Below are 21,746 nucleotides of genomic sequence, written 5' to 3'. Positions count from 1 at the left end.
CTGCTGGTTACAAGAAGGAACCGGCAGGCCTTCCGGGAACCATGGCCGGTCCGTGCCGCAGGCGTCTGCCGGATGCCTTACTCCCAGAACTCATAAGGGGCGCATCATGTCCATATCCACATCGAGATCCACACCGAGCGGCCGTATGGACGCGCGCGCCTGGGGCGTGCTCTTCGTCCTCGCCGGGGCCGTCTTCCTGGAGGGGATCGACGTGGCGATGCTGAACGTCGCGCTGCCGGCGATCCGGGCCGACCTCGGCCTGTCGACCGGCACGCTCAGCGGCGTGGTCAGCGCCTACGTGCTCGGCTACGGCGGATTCATGCTGCTCGGCGGCCGGGCGGCCGACCTGCTGGGCCGCCGCAGGATGTTCTTGTTCTGGCTGACCGTGTTCCTGGTCTTCTCCGGCCTGGGGGGTTTCGCGACCGAAGGATGGATGCTGCTGGTCGCCCGGTTCGTGACCGGGGTGGCGGCCGCGTTCATGGCCCCCGCCGGGCTCTCGCTGATCACCGTCAACTACCCCGAAGGGCCCCAGCGGACGCAGGCGCTCGGCGTGTACGCAGGCACAGCCGCCGGCGGCTTCTCCCTCGGCCTGGTCATCGGCGGGCTGCTGACCGCGATCGGATGGCGGTGGGTGTTCTTCGCGCCGGTCATCCTGGCGGCGGTGATCCTCCTCGCGGCGCTGGTCCTGCTCAAGGAGAGCGCGACGCCCGAGCGCGGGCAGGGCGGCTTCGACCTGGCCGGTGCCCTCAGCATCACCGGCGCGATGTTGCTGCTGGTCTACGGGGTGGTCCGGCTGGAGCGCCCCGGCGACGACCCGGCGGTCACGCTCGGAGTGTTCGCCGGTGGCTTCGCCCTGCTGGCGCTGTTCGTACTGATCGAACGGCGTACGGCCAACCCCCTGGTGCGGCTGGGCATCCTGCGCTCGGGCCCGCTGGTACGGGCCAACCTGGGAGCGCTGCTCTTTCTCGCTTCGTTCGCCGGCTTCCAGTTCGTGGCCACCCTCTACCTGCAGGAGGTCCGCGGCTGGAGCAGCCTGCAGACCGGCCTGGCCATGCTGGTGATCGGCATGGACACGATCCTCGCGCCGACGCTCACCCCGCGGCTGGTCAACCGGTTCGGCAACGTACGCGTGCTGCTCGGCGGGCTGGTGGCCGCCGCCCTGGGCTACGCGCTCTTCCTGCCGATCGGGATGGACTGGACCTACGCGGCCATGCTGCCGACCATGCTCCTGCTCGGCGTCGCGTTCTCCCTGGCCTACGGCCCGCTGACGATGGCGGCGACAGAGGGCGTCGAGGAGCACGAGCACGGCCTGGCGAGCGGCCTGCTCTACACCGCCCTGCAGTTCGGCACGGCGCTCGGTCTGTCGGCGGTGACGGCCGTGAGCGTCGCGGCGCTCGGCGAGGCCACCACGCGGGCGGCGAGGCTCGATTCCCTCCAGCTCGCCCTCGTCGTCCCGGTCGTGGCCGCGATCACCGCCGCCGTGATCACCGCCTTCGGGACCCGCCGTCGTGCCGGAGACTCGCCGGCCACCGTCGAATCCGTCCCGGCCTCGGCCTGACCCCCGATCGGAGTGCCTCATGGCAGACAAGGTGACGTCGTTCGACGAGATCGAGAAGCAGTTCGCCGCCTACATCGGCGACATCGTGTACGCCACCATGACCACGGTGGACGCCAAGGGACGCCCGCGGGCGCGCGTCCTGATACCGATCTGGGAAGTGGTCGACGGCCGCCCTCTCGGCTGGCTGGCCACCTACCGGACCCCGGTGAAGACGGCACACCTGGCCCGCAACCCGCACACCACGTTCTCCTACTGGAGCCCCCGCCAGAACGCCGTGAGCCTGGACACCGTGGCCGAATGGGTGAGCGACCCGGCGGTCGTGCGCCGGGTGTGGAACCTCTACCGCGAGGGCAGCCCGCCCGGAGCGGGGTACGAGCTGGGCAACTTCTGGAGCAGCCCCGAGGATCCCCGGCTGCACGTCCTGCGGCTGACCCCATGGCGCGTCCAGGTCATCCGCGGCGCCGACCTGCACAGCAGGATCTGGCAGGCGGAGCCCGCCTGACCGGAGCGGGCGCGCCCGCGCCGCCTGCTTCAAGGAGTGAGGACGAGGCGGCCACGGAGACCGCCTCCGGCGAGGCGCCGGTGGGCGGCGGCGACCTGGTCGAGCGGCATACTCTCAGCCACGCGCAGGGTGAGGGAACCCGCTTCGACCAGGGCGGCGAGCCTGGAGAGGAGGGCGCCGTCGGCGCGGATCCAGTGATTGAAGACCCGGATGCCGCGCAGCGGAAGCGGCGCCCCTCCCGCCACCAGCGCGGCGAACGCTCCCCCCGACCGGACCGCGTCGAGGGCGGCCACCCCGGCCACGGCGGCGTCCAGGGCCGCGTGCGCACCGCCCGGGACGAGACGACGGACCGCCTCGCCCAGCCGCGCCGTACGCGGCACGAACAGCTCGGCCCCCAGCCTGCGGACGAGCGGTTCATCATCGGCACCGGCGACCGCGATCACCCGGAGCCCGTGCGCTACGGCCAGCTGGACCGCGAAGCCGCCGACGGCGCCGGCCGCCCCGGTCACCAGCAGCGTCTGCCCGTGATCCAGGTCGAGCCCGTCGAGCGCCTGCGCGGCGGTGAGGCCGTTCAGTGGCAGTGTGGCGGCTTGTACGGATGAGACGCCCGCCGGCGCGGCGGCGACCGCGTCCGCGTCGAGGACGACGTGTTCGGCCTGAGCGCCGAGCGGGACGTCCAGCCGGTCGGACAGGCCGATCACCCGGTCACCGCGCCGGAGGCCGGTCACCCCTGGGCCCGTCTCCTCGACGGTTCCGGCGACGTCCCATCCGATGCCGATCACGTCCCGCGCCGGCAGCAGGCCCGCCTCGGTGAGCGCGCCGGACCGTGTCGCCAGATCGACCGGGTTGACCGTCGCGGCCTCGACCCGGATCCGGACCTGTCCCTCTCCCGCGACCGGCATCGGCACGTCGGCGATCTGGAGAACCTCCGGGTCGCCGAACGTACGGATGACAACTGCACGCATGAAGCCTCCTCGTCGTCCCACTTTCAGGATTCGACGACGACCCTACGGAAACCTGCTCTCCGAAAGGAAGTAAGCACCTGGAGGTGTGTAACGCACCCGCAAGAGCGCGATAGGTGTGCCATCACCAGCTAGGGCGACTCCACCCGCTCCTCGGCAACGGGTCCGCCGACGATCTCGGCGCGGGGCAGCAGGGAGAGCGTCTGCAGGGCGCGCAGGAAGCCCTGCCGGTCGGCCTCGGGCAGGCGGGCGAGCAGGCGTTCCTCGTTGGCCTGGATCTCGGCGCGTACCGCCCGGCGCCTCGCGCGGCCCTCGTCGGTGATCGCGAGGATGCGGGCGCGGCGGTCGCGCGGGTCCGGATCGCGGGTGATGAGCCCGTCCGCCTGCAGTTTGTCGAGGGTGGTGATGATGCGGGTCTTGTCGGCGCCGATCGTCTCGGCCAGGGCGGCCTGGGTGCGGACGGCGCTGTCGTCCAGGGCGCCGAGCACGATGTAGCCCCACATGGACAGGTCGTGCTTCGCCAGCACCGGGAGCTCGGCCGCGATGAGCGACTGCAGGAGGGGCTGCAGCATCGCGGCCAGGTCGCGGCGACTCGTCACGCGGTCATATTACCGTTGACAGATGATAAGCAGCCGTAGATTATATGCAGGTGCTTACTAATGAGAAGGTCGACATCGTCGCCCTCGACGCGCAGGCCGTGCGGGCCAGCGTCGAGCTGGCCTCCCGCGTGCGGCCCGCGGACCTGTCCCGGCCGACGCCCTGCCTCGGCTGGACCGTGTACGGCCTGCTCGCGCACATGGCGACCCAGCATCACGGGTTCGCCGCGGCGGCCAGGGGCGACGGGGACATCGCCCAGTGGCGGTTGCGCTCTCTGGGCGACGACGTCGTGGCGAGCTACCGCGACGCGGCCGACCGTGTCCTGGCGGCCTTCGCCGCCGACGGCGTGCTGGAGCGGAGCTTCCCCCTGCCCGAGATCGCCACCGGGTTCGCCTTCCCCGGCAGGCAGGCCGTCGGCTTTCACTTCATCGACTACGTCGTCCACTCGTGGGACCTCGCCAAGGCGCTGGGCCTTGACGTCGAGTTCCCGCCGGACCTGCTGGAGGTCGCCCTGGACGTGGCCCGGGCCGTTCCTGACGGCGAGACCCGCCGCGCTCCCGGAACGGCCTTCGCGCCGGCGCTCGCCTGGGAGGGAGAGTCCCGCCTGGACCAGATCGTCGCCATCCTGGGCCGGTCACCGCGCTGGCCCGGCTGAACGCCGTGCCGCGAGAGCGTCCCCGCTACGCGGCCGAGCGCTCAGCAGGTCATGAGAACGTCGACTCCTTCGGCGCCGGGTCGTCGGTCCAGCCCAGGCGCTTGATCACGTACGCCGCCTCCCCCTCGACATCCTCCACGGCGAGCAGGTTTCCGCTGTCCCGATCGACGATGATCCGCTGACGGGCGGGCGCCTCGCCGTAGATCAGCGCGACCCCGGTCCGGCCGTCGAGGTCGGTGACGTCGTTCTCGACCCGTACGCCCGGCAGGCCGGCGAGCACCCGGTAGAGCGCGGCCCTGGTGGCAGAGGTGCTCTCGACGTCGAGGAGCAGCCATTTGCTCGCCCCCCACAGCCACGCCTCCGGGGCCTCCTTGTCGTTGGCCCGCAGCATCTCGGCCTTGAGCGCCTCGGGTGCTGTGGGCAGTTCCGACACGGGCTTGGACGTCAGCCTCAGCGGGGTGAAGTACGTCTTTCCCAACGTGCAGCCGTCGCACAGGTCGGGCGAGCCGGCGTCCTTCCATGCCTGCTCGTCGGCGGGCGTGAGCGGTTCAGCCGAGATGGGCCCGCGCTGGGTGCGATACCCGTGTTTCCTGCTCGCCCACAGCACGTCGCTGACCCGTTGCTCGACGGTGTAGGTCGCGGTCTTCACCCGCTTCACCTGCACCATGTCCCGCCGCCACCACGCCCCGGTGCCCGGAGGCCGGGCGGCCAGCCGGTCGGCCGCCGCGGCGAGCACCGCGTCCGCGTCCGCCTCCGGCGACGCGGCCGTCTGGACGCCCGCCCGGTCCAGGAGCGGCATCGCCACGTAGCCTCCGGCCATCACCGCGCTGACGGCCACGGTCGCGAGCACCACCTTGGGCCAGACCGGCCGGTGCCGCCGCCGGGCGGCGCCCAGCATCCGGGCGCGGGCGGCCGTCAGCGTGGCGTGGTCGGCGGGCGGCGCCTGCGGCATCACCTCGTCGATGAGCTGGAATTCCCTCATCACACCTCAACTCCCAACGTGTCACGAAGCTTCGTTCTGGCCCGGCTGAGCCGGGAGGCGACGGTGCCGTAGGCGATGCCGAGCGCCGCCGCGACCTCGTCGTAGGTCAACTCGCCGTAGGCGACGAGCAGCACCACGTCGCGCTCACCCCGCGACAGCCCGGCCAGCGCGGCCGAGAGCTGCTGTACGGTCACCCGCGCCGCGACCCGATCCACCACCCGCTGGTCATGGCCGTCCTCGTCGGGAGGCGGCCCCGACCTGGCCAGCGCCCGGTATCGCCGCAGCTCGGCACGCCGGTGCCGGCCGATGAGTTTCGTGGCGATGCCGTACAGCCAAGGTCTGACGCCGCCTTTGGCGGCGTCGAAGCCGTCACGCCCGCGGAAGGCGATCAGGAAGGTCTCGGCGGCGAGGTCCTCGGCGATGTCGAGGTCGAGGCGGCGGCTGATGTAGCCGCGGATCTCCTCGTAATGGGCATCGAAGAGGGCGGAGAATCGCTCGGGATCGGCGACCGCTCCGTCGAGGAACGTGGTCATGCATCGGTCTCTCTCGCCGGGGATGTCGGACACTACTGATTGCCCGGTCGCCGCCGGCCCTTCCGTACGAGTTTTCGCCGCCGCCCGGCGTCGCGGCCGCGGATGCGCGGCGCCACCGCTGCCGATAGAGTCGTCGTGATCATCGACGCGGGGGACGAGTGGCCAGCCAGAGCAGGGGACGGCCGGGCTGGCTGCACGTGGGAGCGCTCGAGGATCGGCTGACCCGGGCGTGGGAGGCCGGCGCGTTCCCGCCCGCCGAGGTGCTGCTGGCCATCATGACGCTGTCCGCGGTGCCGCGGGCCCTGGGCACCCGCCTGGCCGCGCACCTGGACGGCGGCATCGTGGTGGGGCCCGGGGCCGTGCCGGATCTGCCGGGGTTCGAGGCGCTGCGCGGCGTCCCGCTGCCGGTGCAGCAAGGGGACTGGGAGCGCAGCGCGGGCGTCTACGACCCCGTACGGCGGCGGGTCGGCGTCGGCAGCGTGCCGTCCCCGTCGGTCAGCGTCGCGGGGCACGAGCTGGGGCACGCCACGGACCACCTGGACGGCATGCCGTCGCGCGGCGTGTTCTGGTCGCGGCTGCACGCGCTGCGCGCGCCGCACCTGGCGCCGCCCTACCGGCAGGACGCCGCCGAGCTCTACGCCGAGGCCTTCGCCTGCGTCCTGGTACGCCGGGCGAGACGGCTGATCGATCTGTTCGGCGACGAGGACGCGGCCCGGCACGCCTACTTATGGTTCTCTGGCCGGTACGGGATCGGCTGAGCGGAATTGTCTCCTTCCCCGGAGAGTCAGGCGCGCTATTCTGGGAAGGACAGGTGACCGATGAGACGGAAGGGGCGCAGCTCATGACCGCTGTCATGCTGGCCGGCGGCGTCCTGCGCATCCCCGAGTCGACCGTGCTGGCCGACGGCACCCGTGTCGACGGGACCCGCGACATCCCGCCCGACGCCCCCGACTACGAGATCTGGCTGCCGTACGCGATGCCCGAAGAGGCCGCCTGGCACGGCGACGCCGACGACCTGAGGATCCTGGCCCGCTGGCGGGCCGCCGCGAGCGCCTGACCGTCAGGACCGGGCCCGCTGCTTTCGCACCAGGTTTCGTGCAGATGCAGCCATCGCCAGCCGTCCTGAAGAACGACGGTGGCCAGCCGCCCCTCGTCGTCCTGCCACTCCTCGTAGCGGGCCACGACCAGGCCGGGAGCCGTGGTCACCACGGCGACGGCCCTGATCTCGATCCCGGCGTCCGGCCGGCCCCCGTAGGCCGCCTCCACCTCGGCGAGCACGTCGCCGCGCGACAGCAGCCGCCCGTCCGGGGCCACCATCGTGAAACCGGGCGCGTGCGCGGCGGAGAACCGGTCGAAGGCCGCCCGCGGCGCCCTCCCGGCCAGCCACTGCTCGATCACCTGGTGATGCCGTACGACCTCGGCGCGCACCGCGTCCGTGAGGTCCCGGTCCGTCCCCGTCACCGCTGCCACCTCCACGCCTGGCCGGCCGCCCAGTCGGCCGGCGAGGTCACCTCGATGCCGAGCCGCTTCGCGCCCCCGGACGGAGCGGCGTACAGCTCCCGTCCCGGCCCGGCGACCCACCGGTACGTCGCGGCCACCCCCTCGGCCACGTCGGGCCCGAGCGCCGCGGCCGCGCCCGCCACGAACGCGTCCACGTCCATTGCCTCGTACCGTGCCCCGAACGCGGCCGCCAGCTCCGGTCCGGTCACCGGCTCCCCGCCGAGATCCAGCGTGGCGCCCACCAGGTCGTCGCCGGTGAGCGCGGCCAGCGTGGCGGCGGCCAGGTCGGCGTGGCTGAGCCAGGCCACCGGCACGCTCGCCGGCAGGGGATAGCGCAGGACGCCCTCGCCGGTCAGCCCTTGCCGCACCCAGGGCGCCGCCAGGTTCTCCAGGTAGATCGGCGGGCAGAGCACCACCGCCGGCACGGGCGAGTCCAGCACCGCCCGTGCCGCGGCCCGCCGCGTGTCGAACGCCGCCGCGCCGGTGCCGGCTCGCGGCAGCCGGTTGCCCGGGTTGAACACCAGCCGCGCCACCCCGGCGGCCGCCGCCTCCGCCAGCACGTTGCGCGTGTACGCCGCCACCCGGTCGGGGTCGTACTCCAGCGGCAGCGCCATCGACACGTGCGTGACCCCGGCGAACGCCTCCCGCAGCCGCCCGCGATCCCCCAGGTCGGCCCTGACGGGCTCCACTCCCTCCGGGACCGCCCCGGTACGGGACACGCCCCGCACCGCCAGCCCCTCCTCCACCAGCCGCCGGGCCACCGCCCCGCCCTGGGCGCCACCCGCGCCGAACACCAGAACCGTCATGTCCTCAACCTCCCAGCCACGACGCGTACGATCCATAAAGGAAAGTCCTCAAGCCTTTAAGGAACGTCCGTGGAAGACGACGACCTGCTGAGCGAACTCCTCGCCCCGCTGCGGCTGGAGGGCGTCTTCCACAGCCGCTGGACGGCCCACTCGCCCTGGGGCGTGGCCGGAGAGGCGGAGGACTGCGCCCTGCTCCACTACGTGCAGGCGGGAACGTGCACGGTCGAGCTGCCCGGCCACGCCCCGGTCCGGCTGGCGGCCGGCGACCTCGTGGTGTTCCCGCACGGCACCGCCCACCGGCTCGCCGACGCCCCCGGCCGCGCCACCGTGCCGCTGGCGAGCCTGCTGCCCGCCCGGCCGCCGGGCGGGGTGCGCACGGTGCGCATCGACGGGCCCGGCGCGGCGACCACGATGTTGTGCGGCGGCCTGCACTACGACCCCGCCGCGGCCGCGCCCCTGTACCGGGCGTTGCCGCCGGTGCTCGTGCTGGAGCGGGCCGCGCTACGGCGGCAGCCGCTGCTCGTGGGCACGCTGGACGGCCTGGCGCGGGAGTGGGACCAGAGCGCGCCGGGCCAGACGCTGGTGGCGCTGCGCGCCTTCGAGCTGGCCTTCGTCCTGGCGCTGCGGGCGGCGCTGGGCGCTCTGGCGGACGGCGAGCCGATCCTGCGGGCGCTGCGCCATCCGTCCGTGGGGCTCGCGCTGCTGGCGGTGCACCGCAGGTTCGCCGAGCCGTGGACGCTGGACCGGCTCGCCGCCGAGGCCGGGATGTCGCGCTCGGCGTTCGCGGCGGCGTTCCGCGAGCTGGTCGGCGTGGCGCCGATGCGGCACCTGACGGCGCGGCGGCTGCAGGAGGCCGCCCGGCTCCTCGCCGGGACCGCGCTGCCGCACCACGCCGTCGCGCGGCGCGTCGGCTACCGCTCCGAGGTCGGGTTCCACCTGGCGTTCAAACGGGAGTACGGCCTCACTCCCGGCGACTACCGGCGGGCCGCGTCGCCGGTCCTGCCGCCGGCGATGGCGCGGACAGCGACTGAAGCGACTCAAAATCCGAACTAGCGTCGCCGATCGGCGCGACCGGGTGGTCGTCGACCGACATGGAGTTGCACAGGCGTCCGCTCTTGGTCATGGGGCGGAGGAAGGCGCGGCCGAGCCCCGCGGGCAGCGCGGAGACCAGGCGTCCACGGCTGCCGGCCTGGAGAGCCTCGACCCGCACGGCCGGCACCCGCCGCGCCGTGCGGGACCGGGCTCCTGACCGGCCGGGAGCACCGTCCCATGACAGAACGCCGCCGCGACGTCAGCCGGGGTCCGGCGTCGCCACCCGCTCAATGATCACGATCGGGATCTGTCTCGACGTCTTGCGCTGGTAGGCGGCGTAGTGCGGCCATACCCCGGTCATCGTCTCCCACAGGCGAAGCCGTTCGTCCTCGGCCGCCGGGCGGGCCACCGCGTCGAACACCTCGGCCCCGACCTGCACGCTGACCTGTGGCTGGGCGAGCAGATTGTGCAACCAGAGCGGATGGCCGTCGGCACCGCCGTTGGAGGCGACCACGAGGTAGCGGTCGCCGTCGCGGCCGTAGGTGAGGGCGGTACGCCGGGGCAGTCCCGAGCGGCGGCCGATCGTGGTGATCAGCAGCGTGGGCGCCCCGTGGAAGAGGTGACCGCGCTGGCCGCCGGACTCGGTGTAGCTCTTGATGTGCCTGGCCACCCACCCGGTGGGGCTGTCGATGGGCTCCTGGCTCATCGCGCCGTCCCGTCCACGCGGCGGTCGGCCCACTCGCGTCGGCAGGCGGGGGAGGCGTTCGCCGCTGTCGTGCTGCGCATAGAACTCCTTCAGAAGATACCCAAATTTGGCTACCCAAATTTGGGTATCGAACTATGGCTTATCAGCTTCCTCACCGTCAAGCCGTTCAGGCTGGCTCCTCGCCGCGTTCCAGCCGCCCGATCAGGTCACGGACCCACGCCGCCTCACCCGCCGCCTGTGCCGCACGCAGGTCGAACAGCTCTGCGACGCTCCTTGGTCGCCTTCCCTCCCGGGCCGTGGCCACGAGCTGCTCCCGCTCGCCGTCCAGGGCTTCCACCCGCTCCTTGAGCAGCTCGATCACCTCCGCCACGGGCAGCGCGGGAAGCAGCACGAGGGCCGCGTTGAGCAGCTCCGGACGCCGATCGGGGACCCTCAGGGCGCTTCTGAGCAGCCTGAGGAACGTCTCCTCGCCCTTCTCGTTGATGGCGTAATCGACGCGGCCCGGCCATTCGTACACCTCGCTGGTGTCCAGCAGACCTTCCTTCGCCAGTTGGCGCAGCGCGTGGTAGATCGAGCCCGACCTGAGGCCAGCCCATTGCCCGGCCTCCCACGACTCCAGTTCGGAGCTCACCAGATAACCGTGTGCCTGACCGTGCAGCCGCACCACGCCAAGGACCAGCAGTCGCGTCGCCGACATCGTCTCCCTCAACTCGCCGGGGCCCGGCCCCCGCCAAGCAGCCGCCCTGCCGGACAGGCTAGTACTCCAGTGACACTCGCGATCACGTCCGGATCTGCGCTGGTAGTGGCAGCTCCGGACCGTGGCCTGGGTGCCGGGGTCAGCACGAGTGCGGCGAGCAGTCTGCGAGATCGCTGCGAGGACTCGGCAAGCAGCGTGGCTGTGAGCGACAGCCGGCGGAGCCGACGCCAGGCGGCTCACGACCTGAGGCCACCGTCGCAGCCTGACAGAATCGGATCCATGATCGACGACTTCGCGAAGGACAACTTGCACGAGAGACTGCGGCGGGACCGCAAGGCGCTGCTCTGGAAACTCGACGGCTTGTCCGAATACGACGTCCGCCGCCCTTTGACAGCGACCGGGACCAACCTCCTCGGCCTGGTCAAACACATGGCCATCTGCGAGGCCAGGTACTTGGGCGAGGTCTTCGGCCGCCCTTCCCCCGAACCGCTGCCCCGGTGGCAGGACTCCGACGGCAGCGATCTGTGGGCGACCGAGGGCGAGACCCGCGATCAGATCATCGGGTTCTACCGGCGCACGTGGGAACACTCGGACGCGACGATCAACGAGCTTCCCCTCGACGCCCCCGGCCGCGTGCCGTGGTGGCCGGAGTCGACGCCGGCCTGGCACACGAACCTGTTCGCCATCATGGTTCATGTCCTCTGCGAGTCCACCCGCCATGCCGGGCACGCCGACATCCTGCGCGAGGGCCTCGATGGCCGGACCGGATTGCGCGCCGAATACGAGGAGCAGATCGACGAGGAAGCCCGCGCAGCCTACTGCGCGAAGATCGAGCAGGCCGCCAGAGCGGCCCGTACCCCTTGAGGTTCACCGCGATCGCGCCACCCTGGCCGCGCCCTTGGCGGAGGCCACGGTTCACCTCCGCCCCCACCAGTGAGATCACTTGAACGCTCCACGTCGGAGTGCTGCGGCTCCCGGCGCCGGCGACCATCAGACCGCTGCCGCCCCCCGACATCACGGCCAGGAGCACCGCCGCGAACGAAGCGGCAAAGCCCCACAGCGCCTCCGGCCTGCCGGACAGGGCACGGGCGATCGCCACCCGCTGCTGCCGGCCACCGGACAACTGCGCCGGGCGATGCCCCTCCCGCCCGGCCCGGTGCAGCAACTCCCGCACCCGTGACGGGCCGGGCCGCCGCCGGGCCAGTCTGCTGGGCAGGATCACGTTCTGCCAGGTGGTCAGCGACGGCACCAGGTTGACCGCCTGGAAGATGACACCGATCCGGTCGCGGCGCAGCACCGCCAGGCCCTTCGCGCCCAAGCGGGTGATGTCCTGCCCGGCGATGCGAGCCGCGCCCGGATCCGGCCGGTCCAGCCCCGACGCGCACTGCGGCAGCGTGCTCTTCCCCGATCCCGACGGGCCCACCACGGCCGTGAAACCGTCGCGCGCGAACCCGGCGCCGACCTGGCCGAGCGCCGCCACCTCGGTGGTGCCTTTCCCATATGTCCTGGTCACTCCGTCGAGGAGGACCCCGTGATCATCAGCGTGCCGGAACGGGTCTGTCACCGCCCATCGGGCATCACCCCTGTACGGTCCCTGAAACCCTGCACGCCCCTGTCGCCTCGACCCTGACCGAGCGCGAGATCGAGACCCGTACGCGAGGCCAGTGGAGCCGGGGCGCCTCGCGCCGCCGCTGCAGCATGCCCGACGTCCACCATGCTCGCCGGCCGGCTGAAGGAGGAAAGCCTTTGCGTCGGCAGGAGACCGCTCCGCTACGATGAGCAACTGAGCGGATACAGTTCGCGACCATCCCTGCTCTGGAGCTCCCCATGCGCATCTCTTCCGTACTGCTCACCTGCCTGGCCATCGCCGGCGCCGCGCTGGCTCCCGCCGGGGCCGCGGCCGCCGACGACGACGGGCCCGACGCCAAGCGCTACATCGCCTCCTACCACTCCGAGTCCGGATGCCAGGCGGCCGGCCGCGAGGGTGTGCGGAAGCGGCACTGGACCAACCCCACCTGCGTGAAGACCATCCGCATCCAGCTCGGCACGTGGGACCTTTGGGTGGACTGACGCCGGAGCTCGCCACCGCCCCCCGGTGGCACACCCGCGGCGCGCACCTGGCCGGGATGGCCTCGGCGCTGTTGCTGGCCGTCCTGGTGGCGAGGTTCGCGGTGACGCTCCCCGACTGGGGGCGGGCCGGGCCGTCGCCGCCCGGCCCGGCCCGGGTGACCGCCGAGGTGACCCGGCTGGTGGTGGGGCTGCCGGTGTGCGTGGTCGCCGTGCTGCTGCTGGCCGACCGGTACGCCTTCCGCAGGGGCCGGCTCGTGCTGGCCGCCGGGGGAGCGTGGATCGTGCTGCCGGCCGTGTCCGACGTGCTCGCGCACCTGCGCGGCCCGGCGGCTCCCGTGGCGGCCGCCGCGCTCCTGCTGGGCGCGGCCGGGGCCGTCTGCCAGCCGTTGACCGTGCTGCTGTTCCCGCTGTGCCTGCTGCCCGGCTCGGCCTCGCGCCGCTGGCGGCGGGCGGTGGTGCTGGTGGCGGCCGCCGCAAGCGTCCAGTACGCGGTGATCTGGACCCTCGGCACCCCGGGCCTGCCCGGGTTCGCCAGTCCGTGGCTGGAGACGGCGGCGGGGGAGTGGGCCGCTGACCTGCTGCACGACAGCCACGCCCTCCTCGACTGGGTGACCCTGGCCGTGACCGTGGCGATGACGGCCGATCTGGCGCGCGGCGCGTGGCGGGCGCCCGCCGGTGAGGGGCGCGGGGTCCGGGGGCTGATCGCGACGGCGTACCCGCTCTACGTGTGCCTGCTGCTGTCCGACCTGTGGGGAGAGACCTGGACGGTGGTGGCGCGGGCGGCCGGTGTCGCGCTGTGGGGGGCCATGATCTGCCTGGCCGCCTCCCGGGGCGGCATGTGGCGGCTGGAGCGGGTCACCAGCCATCGCATGGCCCGCGCGTTCGTGCTGGCCGTGCTGGTCATCGCCGCGACGTGCGCCGCTACCGGGGCGTGGGCGGCCTTCCCCGCCACGCGCACCGCGGCGACCGTGATCGCGGCCTGCTGCGCGCTGGTGGCGGGCTGGACCGCCCGGCCGGTCGTACGGCACGCCGTCCTGGCGATCGAGCGGGCCTTCTACGGCCCGCGCGCCCGCCCGCACGAGGCCGTACGCGCGCTGGCGGTACGCCTCCAGCAGGCCCCGCACCCCGGTTCGGTGCCCGAGCAGATCTGCCGCAGCGTCGTGGAGGACCTGGGCCTGTCCGGGGCGCGGATCGGCGTCGAGACCCGGGCGGGCCAGCGGGTGCTGGCCGCCGCCGGCTCGCCGGTGAGCGGGCCGGGGCAGGTCTTCCCGCTGCGCCACCACGGGCAGGTGGTGGGCCGCCTGGAGGTGGCCCGCGACGGCGCGAGCACGCCCGCCGAACGCGACACCGAGCTCCTGTCACTGCTGGCCGACCAGGCCAGCCCGGCGCTGGCCGCGCTGCGGCTGGCCGAGGACGCGCGGGCCGCCCGCGAACGCCTGGTGCTGGCCCGCGAGGAGGAACGCAGGCGGCTGCGCCGCGAGATCCATGACGGCCTCGGCCCCCAACTCGCCGCGGTCCGGCTCCGGCTGGGCGTCGCGCAGGCGTGCGGCCTGCCGTCCGCCGCCGACGCCCACCTGCGCGAGGCCGTCGAGGTCCTGGGCGAGGCGCTGGCCGAGGTGCGCAGGATCACGGCCGGGCTGACCCCCGCCACCCTGGTCGACCGGGGGCTGCTCGACGCGACCCGGATCCTGGCGCACCGCCTCACCACCGACGCCGTACGCGTCACGGTGACCGACCCGGCCACCCCGCTGCCCGCCCTGCCCCCGGCGGTGGAGACCGCCGCGTACCGCATCACCGCCGAGGCCGTCACCAACGCCGTACGCCACGCCGGTGCGCGCGGGGTCGAGGTGACGTTCACCGCGCGCCCCGGCGCGCTCACGGTCACCGTCACCGACGACGGCACGGGCTTCGACGCCGGCGCCCTGCCCGGCACCGGCCTGTCGTCGATCGCCGAACGCGCCGAGGAGATCGGCGGCGCGGCCACGATCGACACCGCCCCCGGCGGCACCACCGTGACCGCCACCCTTCCCACCACCCTCGGAGACCCCCATGAGTGAGACCGGGCCACGCGTCTGGCGGGTGCTGCTGGTCGACGACCACCCCCTGTTCAGGGAGGGGCTGGCCGCCGCGGTCGGCCTGGACGCCGAGTTCGAGGTGGTGGCGCAGGCGGCCACCGGCGAGGAGGCCCTGGCCGAGGCCGCCCGCACCGCCCCCGACCTCGTCGTCATGGACCTCAACCTGCCGGGGCAGTCGGGCATCGAGGCCACGCGCGACCTGCTGCGCGCCCACCCCGGCATCCGGGTCCTGGTCATGACGATGTCCGAGGACGACGACAACCTGCTGGCGGCGATCCGCGCCGGGGCCCGCGGCTATCTCCTCAAGGGCGCGGTACGTGAGGAGATCCTGCTGGCCCTGCGTACGGTCTGCCGGGGCGGAGCGGTGTTCAGCCCGCACATGGCCGAACGGCTGACCCGGCTGTTCGCCGCCTTCACCGCGGCCCCCGCCAAGGAGGCCTTTCCGACCCTGACCGCCCGGGAACGCGAGATCCTCGACCTGCTGGCCCAGGGGCTCGGCTACCGGCAGATCGCCCAGCGGCTGTTCGTCACGGACAAGACCGTGCGCAACCATGTCGGCTCGATCTTCGCCAAGCTGCGGGTGCCCGATCGGGCGGCGGCCATCGTACGGGCGCGGGACGCCGGGCTGGGCTCGGGATGACCGGAGGAGGCATGACCTCCCGAGCCCGCCCCCGTCATCCGGCCGCCGTCATCCGGCCCGTCAGCGGTCGGTCCACAGGTTCCACATCCAGCCTTCCGCGCACTGGTACTGCGACCAGTGCCCGCGGTCGACTCCCTGCTGACCGGCCGTGATGCAGTCGCTGTGGAACCAGAACTTGCCCCGGTGCACCGGCAGGTCGGCGGGCGCCGCGGCCGTGGCGACGGCGCCCTGCTGGTGGGCCGTGGTGGTCTCCGCGGCGGCGGCCTGGGCGAAGCCGGCCAGAACGAACACGAACCCTGCGGCGGCGAGCATGCGCTTCATGAGCGATTCCCTTTCTCGGGGCTTTCGAGCCGGCGCTTCCGGCTCTTCGAACACCTGAAGCTTCGGCCGCCCGGTGTCCTGGGCACATGGGGCACACGCCATGTCCCCGCCCTGACGCCTGCCCGGTGCACGACGTCCGCGGGGCGACACCGACCGCCCCGCGCACCTGCCGGGCGCTGTTCAGCTCCCCGGCGGCCACGCCGGCGTACTCCGGGTCGCCGCGGATGGAGGTGGCGGCCTTCCATACCACAGCGTTATGGGCAGATTGGGAGGTATCACCCGGGTCGCGTGCGATGCCAGTCTGAGGGCACCCCAGCCGGCTGGGGCTCGTCCACTCCACCCCCCTGAGGAGCAACGAGCGTGAACCCCAAGCTCAGGTTGGGCACTGCCACCGTCCTCGCGTTAGCCCTGGCCATCACCGTACCGTCGGGCCTCACCAGCGCGAACGCCCAGGCGGCCGACCCGCCCTCACCCGCGGAGCGCAGCGCCGCGGTGGCGAGCGCGCAGAGCGTCATCGCCGCCGACCGGACGCAGCTCCGAGCCACCGACCAGGACACCTTCTCCCTGTCGTCGGCCATCGCCGGCGTCAACGGCATCCAGCACCTCACGTACGCGCGCACCTACGCCGGACTGCCCGTCTTCGGCGGCGAGGTGGTCGTGACGACCGACAAGTCCGGTAAGTCGGTCAGCGCCATCGACACCGGCCAGCAGGCCACGATCTCCCTGGACACCAAGCCGCAGATCGCCGCGCAGGCGGCGGCGGACACGGCCCGCGCCGCGGCGCCCAAGGCCACCTCGATCGGCACCCCCGCTCTCGTGGTGCACGCCACCACGCCCACCCCGCGCCTGGCGTGGGAGGTCGTCGCCGCCAACGACGACCGCTCCAGCATCGTGCACGTGTACGTGGACGCGCGTGACGGCCAGGTCATCGACCAGTGGGACCAGGTGGTCGACGGCACCGGCGACAGCTACTACAACGGCACGGTCACCATCGACACCTCCCCCGCGTACGTGATGCGCGACCCCACGCGCACCGGCGTCCAGTGCGGCGGACAGAACGGCTCGGTCTACACCAAGTCGACCGACAACTGGGGCAACGGCAGCGGCACCAACCTGGAGACGGCCTGCGTCGACGCGCTCTTCGCCGAGCAGCGCGAGTGGAACATGCTGCGCGACTGGCTCGGCCGCAACGGCATCAACGGCTCGGGCCGCGGCTACCCCGCCAGGGTCGGGCTGAACCAGGCCAACGCCTTCTGGAACGGCTCGTACGCCTCCTTCGGCCGTAACTCCGCCGGCACCCAGCAGGCCACCTCGATGGACGTCGTCGGGCACGAGTTCGGCCACGGCATCTTCCAGTTCTCCGGCGGCAGCGGCGGCAGCGGCAACGAGTCCGGCGGGCTGAACGAGTCCACGGGCGACATCTTCGGCGCGCTGACCGAGGCGTACGTCAACGAGCCCAGCACCCTCGACCCGCCCGACTACCTGGTCGGCGAGGAGGTCAACCTGGTGGGCCGCGGCGCGATCAGGAACATGTACAACCCGTCGGCGCTGGGCCACCCCAACTGCTACAGCTCCTCCATCCCGAGCACCGAGGTGCACGCGGGGGCCGGGCCGCAGAACCACTGGTTCTACCTGCTGGCCGAGGGCACCAACCCGAGCGGGAAGCCGGCCAGCAGCCGGTGCGACGGCGGCGCGGCCATCACCGGCGTCGGCGTCCGCAAGGCCGGGCAGATCTTCATGACCGGCCTGAACATGAAGACGGCGCCGTGGACGCATGCCAAGGCCCGCGTGGCCACGCTGCGGGCGGCCAGGACGCTGTTCCCCACCGGTTGTGTCGAGTTCAACGTCGTCAAGGCGGCCTGGAGCGGGGTGAACGTCCCCGCGCAGAGCGGCGAGCCGACCTGCTCCTGAGCACGACGGCAGCCCTGTTCAGCGCGGATCACCGGTGATCCGCCTGAGCAGGGCGCGCCGCGGCCGGCGCCGGGGACGGCGGCGCTGAGGCCGCCTGCTCCGCGGACGCCTGCTCCGCGGCCGGCGCCCCCTAGCGGGTGGCGAGCGCGGCGGCGCGGTCGCGCAGGGAGGCGCGCAGCCACTCCGGGGACGGGGCCTCCCCGTCCGTGCCGAGCTGCCACAACGCCCAGACGGCGTGCCGCGCGCCCTGGAAGGTGACCTTCAGCCGCAGCAGGCCCGTCCGCGTCGGGCTCCTCGGTGAGGACGGCCGGCGCGGTGCCCAGCAGTTCCTCCCGCCGCGCCGGGCGGGTGACGCGGCCGGCCTGACCGCCACCGGAGGGCTCAGGCCGGCGGCGGTCCGGCCTCCTCGCTCTCTAACCGCCGCTTGGACCCCCGCACCTCGTTGCGGATGTCGGCGGGCAGCCGGCGGCGCAGGGCCGGCTCCAGCAGCCAGCGCAGGAACGGGGCGAAGTCGATGGAGATCGTGCGCCGCACCCGGGAGACGCCGTCCGCGACGGCCTCCGCCTCGAAGGAGGCGCTGAAGCGGGACAGCAGGTGGTTGAGCCGGTTGCGGGGCAGGGGCGCGTAGCGGACGTCGACGCGCCGCCCGGGGGTCAGGCGCATCTGGGAGACGAGCTTGGGCGCGGGGCCCGGGATGCCCGGCAGTCGGGGGCGGAACCTGAACTCCACGATGTGGCCGACGCGACGCACCCAGTCGATCGGGCCGATCTTGTCGTCGATCTCCGCGTAGCGCTCGGCGTCCATCACGAAGTCCAGGTATTCCTGTGGCGTGCAGCGGATGGTCTCTTCCACGATCACTTGAACCATGGAAAGAGAGTACTCTCTCACTATGGCGAGAACGACCCCGGGCGTGACCCGGGAACGCATCCTGGACGAGGCCATCCGGCTGTTCGCGCGGGACGGCTACGACGCGACCTCGGTGACCGACATCCAGCGCGCCTGCGGCCTGGCCGGCGGCTCGGGAGCGCTCTACAAGCACTTTCCCTCCAAGAAGGCCCTGCTGGAGGCGGCCGTGCGGCGCAACCTGGACACCATGGCGCGCCGGAGGGCGCAGGTGGTGGAGCACGTCCCTGACGACCCCCGCCAGGCGCTGCGCCTGATGGCCGAGGCAGTGTGGAACGTGATCGACGGCGACCGGGACCTGGTGCGCATCATGCTGCGCGAGTTCACCGCGTTCCCGGAGATCTTCGAGCCGATGTGGCAGGGCGTGCTGGCCACTCTCTACCGCGAGTGCACCGTCTGGATCGAGGCCCAGCGGGCGGCGGGCGTGGCCGAGGCGGCCGATCCGGAGGCCACGGCCGCCGTGCTCATCTCGTCGCTGACCTACTTCCCGCTGCTGCGCATTCTCATCGGCCACACGCCGGGCGACCTGGACCGGGAGACGTTCCTGACGGCGTGGGCCGGCCACGCGGCCCGCACGCTCGCCCTGCCGGACGAGTGAACCGGACGATGCGCTCCACCACTCCAGCCGATGGTCACCGAGCGACATGAGGCTCATGTTCCGCTGGAGGTGCAGGTTGGAGGCGAAGACCAGGGCCGGGCCGTGCTCGGCGACGGCCCGCAGGTTGGCGGCCATCATCGCGTCCCGCAGGGCCGACAGCCTGCCGATCCGGTCCGGGGACGCCTCGGCCATCCCGTCGTGGTAGCGGAGCAGGCCGACGGCGGTGCGCCCGTACAGCTCCGCCCGCTCCCTGTCATTCGCGCTCAGCCGCGGCGCCTGCGTCTCCAGCAGCGCCACCAGGTCGTCGGCGATCAGCCGCAGCCGCCGCGCCTCTGCGGACCGGCCGATCGACTGGGACGGGTCCATGACGGTGGTCGAAGTACGTCCACCTTGCTGGGCATCGCGGCACGCTGCGGTTGCCACCGGGGACGCGGACCGGGATGAACGGGATCCGATGCTCCGGGACCGAGTTCATCAGTCAGTGGGGAGCAGTAGGGTTCCGCATCCTGCCTCAGAGGGGAAGCAGGGGTGCGTGCCCTGCCTGAGCGGGGGAGCGAGGTTCTGCGTCCTGCGTCGGCGGGCACGGGGTGAGGGTGGCTGGCTCGTCGAGACGGTGAAGCGGGTGCCTGTGGCTTCTCAGGAGGCTGGCCGGAGGCCCCATCACTGGCTTGTCAGTGTTGCCCGGCGGGCTCGCGCCGTCGTTGCGTCGGCTCGGCGAAGGTGTTCTGTCCGGGGGTTTCGGAGCGGACCGGGGAGCGGCGCAGGACCGCCGTCGCCGCCGCCACCACCGCCAGGAGAGCACCGGCGGCGAGCAGGGTCGTCGCGTCGGGGTGGATGAGTGCCTGGCCGCGCTGCGCCTGCCAGACCAGCAGCCCGGTGAGACCGGCGTACCCGAACGCGGCCACGAGCACCAGCGGGACCCGGCGCACCCACAGCGCGATCAGCGGCAGCACCTGCAGTGCGTGCAGTCCGACGAAGTGGGCCACCCGCAGGTCGCCGCCCCCCGTCGCCCAGCCGAGCAGCGGCATCCCCGGGCCGCCGTCGAGCGCGCCGACCGTGTGCGCGCCGATCGTGATCAGCTCGGCGCCGCCGGCCAGCGCCTGCGCCTGCTCCGGGGTCGGCGCGGTCATCAGGTAGCCGACCGACATGCCCGCCAGCGAGATCGCCACCCCCAGCGGGATCGCCCACGCCATCGCCCGGTCCACCCGGCGCTGCATGACCAGGAAGATCCCCAGCGCCAGCGTCAGTGCCCAGCCCAGGTAGGCGGCCCCTCCCATCACCATGAACACCGACTTGTCAAGCGTGGTGGCGAAGTTGAAGTGGCTGCGCACCCCGCGTACCGCCTGGAAGGTGATCGCCGAGATCTCCGGCAGCACGAACAGCGCCACGATCACCGTGCCCAGCCACCACAGGGTCCGCCGCCACCGCTCCACCTGGCTGATCATCCAGGCGAGCGTGAGCGCGTACAGGCTGAAGGAGGCGGCGAACTTGAACGGCTTGAGCCACACCCCCTCGCCCATGACGGTCCGCCCGTCGACCGCCAGGCCGACGGCGCTCACCGACATGAGCACCGCCATCGCCACGGCGCAGATGACGAGCGGGCCGTGCCAGGTTCTCCAGCGCGGGGCAATCATGATGTCTCCTTCGGATCGACTGGAGACAACACTGCTGGTCAGGCGCGGTACGAACCAGAGACGTGATCATCAGCTCACCATGACATCGTCATGAATCGGGCAATCGGCTCACGTCGTGACGATCCACGGCGACGGTCGCGTCAGGGGCGTCCCATCCGAGGGTGGCCCGTGTCCTGGGGGCGCTCGGGGTGTTCTTGGGTGGCGGACCAGGAGGCGAGCAGGCGTAGCGCGTCCTCGGACGGGGAGCCGGGTTCGGCGGTGTAGATCGTCATGGACAGGCCGGCTCGGCGCGCAGGTCCATGCTCTCGTAGGTGAGGGTGAGGTCGCCGACGAGGTGGTGGCGGAAGTGCTTGACGCCGGTGCCGTGGGTGCGGACGTTGTGGGCCGCCCATCGGCGGCGGAAGTCGTCGCTGCGGGTGGACAGCTCCCCGACCAGGTCGTGCAGGCCCTTGTCGTGCGGGTCCTGGCCGGCGGCGGTGCGCAGGTTGGCCACGGTCATGTCGGCGGCCAGGTCCCAGTCGGGGAAGAAGCGGCGTGCCGCGCTGTCGAGGAAGGTGAAGCGGGCGAAGTTCGGCGGCCGGGTCGGGTCGGCGTACAGATCGCTGTACAGATCGCTGTACAGGGCCCGGCCCAGGTGGTTGGCGGCCAGCAGGTCGGAGCGGTGGTTGCCGATGATCGCCGGGGCGGTGGCGATGGCGTCGAGCATCCACTGGAGGGTGGGCCGTGCGGTCGGCTGCTTGAGCCGGCGCCGGCGCAGGATGGCGTTGCTGCCGTCGGCCTCGTGCGCGAGGCGCAGCAGGTGGGCGCGTTCGGCGTCGTCCAGGTGCAGGGCGCGGGCGAGCGCGTCGAGGACGCCGGCCGAGACTCCGGCCAGGTGGCCGCGTTCGAGCTTGGCGTAGTACTCCACGCTCATCCCGGCCAGGGCGGCGACCTCGCTGCGCCGGAGGCCGGGAACGCGTCGTCGCCCGGCTACGGGCAGGCCCGCCTGACCGGGGGTGATCTTGGCGCGGCGCGAGGTGAGGAATGCCCGCACTTCGGACCGGTTGTCCATGCCGCAACGGTAC

At 72.7% G+C, this 21,746-nt stretch carries 26 protein-coding genes and 2 pseudogenes; 12 read left to right on the top strand and 16 right to left on the bottom strand.

Annotated features, from left to right (window positions below):
* Window positions 1–145 precede the first annotated feature (145 nt).
* Both AC27IY_RS35630 and AC27IY_RS35625 read left to right on the top strand, forming a co-directional pair.
* Complete coding sequence (locus AC27IY_RS35630) at window positions 146–1,558, top strand: MFS transporter (RefSeq protein WP_487180683.1); 1,413 nt, start codon at window positions 146–148, stop codon at window positions 1,556–1,558.
* Between the two features lie 19 nt (window positions 1,559–1,577).
* A complete protein-coding gene (locus AC27IY_RS35625) occupies window positions 1,578–2,060 on the top strand; it encodes a pyridoxamine 5'-phosphate oxidase family protein (RefSeq protein WP_364448156.1) in 483 nt (160 codons plus the stop codon).
* 29 nt (window positions 2,061–2,089) lie between these two features.
* Here AC27IY_RS35625 and AC27IY_RS35620 read toward each other — a convergent pair whose 3' ends face one another.
* Window positions 2,090–3,025, bottom strand: coding sequence for an NADP-dependent oxidoreductase (locus tag AC27IY_RS35620; protein ID WP_487180681.1), 936 nt, complete (start codon window positions 3,023–3,025; stop codon window positions 2,090–2,092).
* 128 nt (window positions 3,026–3,153) lie between these two features.
* Complete coding sequence (locus AC27IY_RS35615) at window positions 3,154–3,621, bottom strand: MarR family winged helix-turn-helix transcriptional regulator (protein ID WP_423476022.1); 468 nt, start codon at window positions 3,619–3,621, stop codon at window positions 3,154–3,156.
* Between the two features lie 50 nt (window positions 3,622–3,671).
* Between AC27IY_RS35615 and AC27IY_RS35610 the strand changes: the two genes are divergently transcribed.
* Window positions 3,672–4,274, top strand: a complete 603-nt coding sequence (locus AC27IY_RS35610) for a TIGR03086 family metal-binding protein (RefSeq protein WP_487180680.1) — start codon at window positions 3,672–3,674, stop codon at window positions 4,272–4,274.
* Between the two features lie 49 nt (window positions 4,275–4,323).
* On the opposite strand, the gene AC27IY_RS35605 is transcribed toward AC27IY_RS35610, so the two are convergent.
* Together AC27IY_RS35605 and AC27IY_RS35600 are read right to left on the bottom strand one after the other, a co-directional pair.
* Entirely contained in the window at window positions 4,324–5,256 is a 933-nt protein-coding gene (locus AC27IY_RS35605) for a CU044_5270 family protein (RefSeq protein ID WP_487180679.1), read from the bottom strand.
* Window positions 5,256–5,789, bottom strand: coding sequence for an RNA polymerase sigma factor (locus tag AC27IY_RS35600; RefSeq protein ID WP_344207700.1), 534 nt, complete (start codon window positions 5,787–5,789; stop codon window positions 5,256–5,258). The genes AC27IY_RS35605 and AC27IY_RS35600 overlap by 1 nt, the downstream gene beginning before the upstream one ends.
* A 197-nt stretch (window positions 5,790–5,986) precedes the next feature.
* Between AC27IY_RS35600 and AC27IY_RS35595 the strand changes: the two genes are divergently transcribed.
* Window positions 5,987–6,547, top strand: coding sequence for a hypothetical protein (locus AC27IY_RS35595; protein WP_487180678.1), 561 nt, complete (start codon window positions 5,987–5,989; stop codon window positions 6,545–6,547).
* Between the two features lie 53 nt (window positions 6,548–6,600).
* The gene (locus tag AC27IY_RS35590) at window positions 6,601–6,846 is read left to right on the top strand and encodes a hypothetical protein (protein WP_423476025.1); all 246 of its coding nucleotides are present in this window, start codon (window positions 6,601–6,603) and stop codon (window positions 6,844–6,846) included.
* Here the strand turns inward: AC27IY_RS35590 and AC27IY_RS35585 are convergent.
* Both AC27IY_RS35585 and AC27IY_RS35580 read right to left on the bottom strand, forming a co-directional pair.
* Window positions 6,741–7,250, bottom strand: a complete 510-nt coding sequence (locus tag AC27IY_RS35585; RefSeq protein WP_423476026.1) for a DUF4440 domain-containing protein — start codon at window positions 7,248–7,250, stop codon at window positions 6,741–6,743. The two genes, AC27IY_RS35590 and AC27IY_RS35585, sit on opposite strands and share 106 nt — an antisense overlap.
* Window positions 7,247–8,095, bottom strand: coding sequence for an SDR family oxidoreductase (locus AC27IY_RS35580; protein WP_449957264.1), 849 nt, complete (start codon window positions 8,093–8,095; stop codon window positions 7,247–7,249). The genes AC27IY_RS35585 and AC27IY_RS35580 overlap by 4 nt, the downstream gene beginning before the upstream one ends.
* Window positions 8,096–8,164: 69 nt before the next feature.
* On the opposite strand from AC27IY_RS35580, the gene AC27IY_RS35575 reads away from it, so the two are divergent.
* Window positions 8,165–9,148: an AraC family transcriptional regulator gene (locus tag AC27IY_RS35575; RefSeq protein ID WP_487180677.1), complete on the top strand. Its 984-nt coding sequence runs from the start codon at window positions 8,165–8,167 to the stop codon at window positions 9,146–9,148.
* Between the two features lie 238 nt (window positions 9,149–9,386).
* Here the strand turns inward: AC27IY_RS35575 and AC27IY_RS35570 are convergent, their stop codons facing one another.
* Together AC27IY_RS35570 and AC27IY_RS35565 are read right to left on the bottom strand one after the other, a co-directional pair.
* Window positions 9,387–9,833 carry a nitroreductase family deazaflavin-dependent oxidoreductase gene (locus AC27IY_RS35570; RefSeq protein ID WP_487180676.1) on the bottom strand — a complete coding sequence of 149 codons (447 nt, stop codon included), beginning with the start codon at window positions 9,831–9,833 and terminating at the stop codon, window positions 9,387–9,389.
* Between the two features lie 166 nt (window positions 9,834–9,999).
* Window positions 10,000–10,530: a PadR family transcriptional regulator gene (locus AC27IY_RS35565; RefSeq protein WP_435408828.1), complete on the bottom strand. Its 531-nt coding sequence runs from the start codon at window positions 10,528–10,530 to the stop codon at window positions 10,000–10,002.
* 279 nt (window positions 10,531–10,809) lie between these two features.
* Here AC27IY_RS35565 and AC27IY_RS35560 point away from each other — a divergent pair, with 279 nt between their 5' ends.
* Window positions 10,810–11,394, top strand: a complete 585-nt coding sequence (locus tag AC27IY_RS35560; protein WP_487180675.1) for a DinB family protein — start codon at window positions 10,810–10,812, stop codon at window positions 11,392–11,394.
* Between the two features lie 259 nt (window positions 11,395–11,653).
* On the opposite strand, the pseudogene AC27IY_RS35555 reads toward AC27IY_RS35560, so the two are convergent.
* Window positions 11,654–11,953, bottom strand: a pseudogene (locus tag AC27IY_RS35555) (ATP-binding cassette domain-containing protein); the annotation flags it as partial.
* Between the two features lie 404 nt (window positions 11,954–12,357).
* On the opposite strand from AC27IY_RS35555, the gene AC27IY_RS35550 reads away from it, so the two are divergent.
* The 3 genes from AC27IY_RS35550 to AC27IY_RS35540 are packed head-to-tail and all read left to right on the top strand — an operon-like array spanning window position 12,358 to window position 15,315.
* Window positions 12,358–12,600 (top strand): hypothetical protein, encoded by a 243-nt coding sequence (locus AC27IY_RS35550; RefSeq protein WP_344207689.1) that lies wholly within the window; start codon window positions 12,358–12,360, stop codon window positions 12,598–12,600.
* Window positions 12,588–14,657, top strand: coding sequence for a sensor histidine kinase (locus tag AC27IY_RS35545; protein ID WP_487180674.1), 2,070 nt, complete (start codon window positions 12,588–12,590; stop codon window positions 14,655–14,657). The genes AC27IY_RS35550 and AC27IY_RS35545 overlap by 13 nt, the downstream gene beginning before the upstream one ends.
* Complete coding sequence (locus AC27IY_RS35540) at window positions 14,650–15,315, top strand: response regulator (protein ID WP_344207687.1); 666 nt, start codon at window positions 14,650–14,652, stop codon at window positions 15,313–15,315. Before AC27IY_RS35545 ends, AC27IY_RS35540 begins: the two co-directional genes overlap by 8 nt.
* A gap of 60 nt (window positions 15,316–15,375) precedes the next feature.
* On the opposite strand, the gene AC27IY_RS35535 is transcribed toward AC27IY_RS35540, so the two are convergent.
* A complete protein-coding gene (locus tag AC27IY_RS35535; RefSeq protein WP_487180672.1) occupies window positions 15,376–15,636 on the bottom strand; it encodes a hypothetical protein in 261 nt (86 codons plus the stop codon).
* Between the two features lie 360 nt (window positions 15,637–15,996).
* Here AC27IY_RS35535 and AC27IY_RS35530 point away from each other — a divergent pair, with 360 nt between their 5' ends.
* Window positions 15,997–17,547 carry a M4 family metallopeptidase gene (locus tag AC27IY_RS35530; RefSeq protein ID WP_435408826.1) on the top strand — a complete coding sequence of 517 codons (1,551 nt, stop codon included), beginning with the start codon at window positions 15,997–15,999 and terminating at the stop codon, window positions 17,545–17,547.
* A gap of 130 nt (window positions 17,548–17,677) precedes the next feature.
* On the opposite strand, the gene AC27IY_RS35525 is transcribed toward AC27IY_RS35530, so the two are convergent.
* Together AC27IY_RS35525 and AC27IY_RS35520 are read right to left on the bottom strand one after the other, a co-directional pair.
* Window positions 17,678–17,920: a WCX domain-containing protein gene (locus tag AC27IY_RS35525; protein WP_487180800.1), complete on the bottom strand. Its 243-nt coding sequence runs from the start codon at window positions 17,918–17,920 to the stop codon at window positions 17,678–17,680.
* A gap of 8 nt (window positions 17,921–17,928) precedes the next feature.
* A complete protein-coding gene (locus AC27IY_RS35520; RefSeq protein WP_487180671.1) occupies window positions 17,929–18,414 on the bottom strand; it encodes an SRPBCC family protein in 486 nt (161 codons plus the stop codon).
* A 22-nt stretch (window positions 18,415–18,436) separates the two neighbouring features.
* Here AC27IY_RS35520 and AC27IY_RS35515 point away from each other — a divergent pair, with 22 nt between their 5' ends.
* Entirely contained in the window at window positions 18,437–19,048 is a 612-nt protein-coding gene (locus tag AC27IY_RS35515) for a TetR/AcrR family transcriptional regulator (protein ID WP_423449701.1), read from the top strand.
* A 48-nt stretch (window positions 19,049–19,096) separates the two neighbouring features.
* Here the strand turns inward: AC27IY_RS35515 and AC27IY_RS35510 are convergent.
* The 4 genes and pseudogenes from AC27IY_RS35510 to AC27IY_RS35495 form a co-directional block, all read right to left on the bottom strand.
* A pseudogene (locus AC27IY_RS35510) lies at window positions 19,097–19,414 on the bottom strand (erythromycin esterase family protein); the annotation flags it as partial.
* Window positions 19,415–19,719: 305 nt separating this feature from the next.
* On the bottom strand, window positions 19,720–20,682 hold the full coding sequence (locus AC27IY_RS35505; RefSeq protein ID WP_487180670.1) for a hypothetical protein: 963 nt from the start codon (window positions 20,680–20,682) through the stop codon (window positions 19,720–19,722).
* A gap of 140 nt (window positions 20,683–20,822) precedes the next feature.
* Window positions 20,823–20,954 carry a hypothetical protein gene (locus AC27IY_RS35500; protein ID WP_487180669.1) on the bottom strand — a complete coding sequence of 44 codons (132 nt, stop codon included), beginning with the start codon at window positions 20,952–20,954 and terminating at the stop codon, window positions 20,823–20,825.
* Entirely contained in the window at window positions 20,951–21,733 is a 783-nt protein-coding gene (locus tag AC27IY_RS35495; protein WP_487180668.1) for a helix-turn-helix domain-containing protein, read from the bottom strand. The genes AC27IY_RS35500 and AC27IY_RS35495 overlap by 4 nt, the downstream gene beginning before the upstream one ends.
* Window positions 21,734–21,746 lie beyond the last annotated feature (13 nt).

It is taken from the genome of Nonomuraea sp. B208 (assembly GCF_057536035.1).
This window is presented reverse-complemented; position numbering and strand designations above follow the sequence as displayed.

Coding starts and splice junctions, on each gene's coding strand:
- AC27IY_RS35630 (WP_487180683.1), top strand. CDS start 146: ATGGACGCGCGCGCCTGGGGCGTGCTCTTCGTCCTCGCCGGGGCCGTC.
- AC27IY_RS35625 (WP_364448156.1), top strand. CDS start 1,578: ATGGCAGACAAGGTGACGTCGTTCGACGAGATCGAGAAGCAGTTCGCC.
- AC27IY_RS35620 (WP_487180681.1), bottom strand. CDS start 3,025: ATGCGTGCAGTTGTCATCCGTACGTTCGGCGACCCGGAGGTTCTCCAG.
- AC27IY_RS35605 (WP_487180679.1), bottom strand. CDS start 5,256: ATGAGGGAATTCCAGCTCATCGACGAGGTGATGCCGCAGGCGCCGCCC.
- AC27IY_RS35600 (WP_344207700.1), bottom strand. CDS start 5,789: ATGACCACGTTCCTCGACGGAGCGGTCGCCGATCCCGAGCGATTCTCC.
- AC27IY_RS35580 (WP_449957264.1), bottom strand. CDS start 8,095: ATGACGGTTCTGGTGTTCGGCGCGGGTGGCGCCCAGGGCGGGGCGGTG.
- AC27IY_RS35570 (WP_487180676.1), bottom strand. CDS start 9,833: ATGAGCCAGGAGCCCATCGACAGCCCCACCGGGTGGGTGGCCAGGCAC.
- AC27IY_RS35565 (WP_435408828.1), bottom strand. CDS start 10,530: ATGTCGGCGACGCGACTGCTGGTCCTTGGCGTGGTGCGGCTGCACGGT.
- AC27IY_RS35560 (WP_487180675.1), top strand. CDS start 10,810: ATGATCGACGACTTCGCGAAGGACAACTTGCACGAGAGACTGCGGCGG.
- AC27IY_RS35550 (WP_344207689.1), top strand. CDS start 12,358: ATGCGCATCTCTTCCGTACTGCTCACCTGCCTGGCCATCGCCGGCGCC.
- AC27IY_RS35540 (WP_344207687.1), top strand. CDS start 14,650: ATGAGTGAGACCGGGCCACGCGTCTGGCGGGTGCTGCTGGTCGACGAC.
- AC27IY_RS35535 (WP_487180672.1), bottom strand. CDS start 15,636: ATGAAGCGCATGCTCGCCGCCGCAGGGTTCGTGTTCGTTCTGGCCGGC.
- AC27IY_RS35520 (WP_487180671.1), bottom strand. CDS start 18,414: ATGGTTCAAGTGATCGTGGAAGAGACCATCCGCTGCACGCCACAGGAA.
- AC27IY_RS35515 (WP_423449701.1), top strand. CDS start 18,437: ATGGCGAGAACGACCCCGGGCGTGACCCGGGAACGCATCCTGGACGAG.
- AC27IY_RS35505 (WP_487180670.1), bottom strand. CDS start 20,682: ATGATTGCCCCGCGCTGGAGAACCTGGCACGGCCCGCTCGTCATCTGC.
- AC27IY_RS35500 (WP_487180669.1), bottom strand. CDS start 20,954: ATGACGATCTACACCGCCGAACCCGGCTCCCCGTCCGAGGACGCGCTA.
- AC27IY_RS35495 (WP_487180668.1), bottom strand. CDS start 21,733: ATGGACAACCGGTCCGAAGTGCGGGCATTCCTCACCTCGCGCCGCGCC.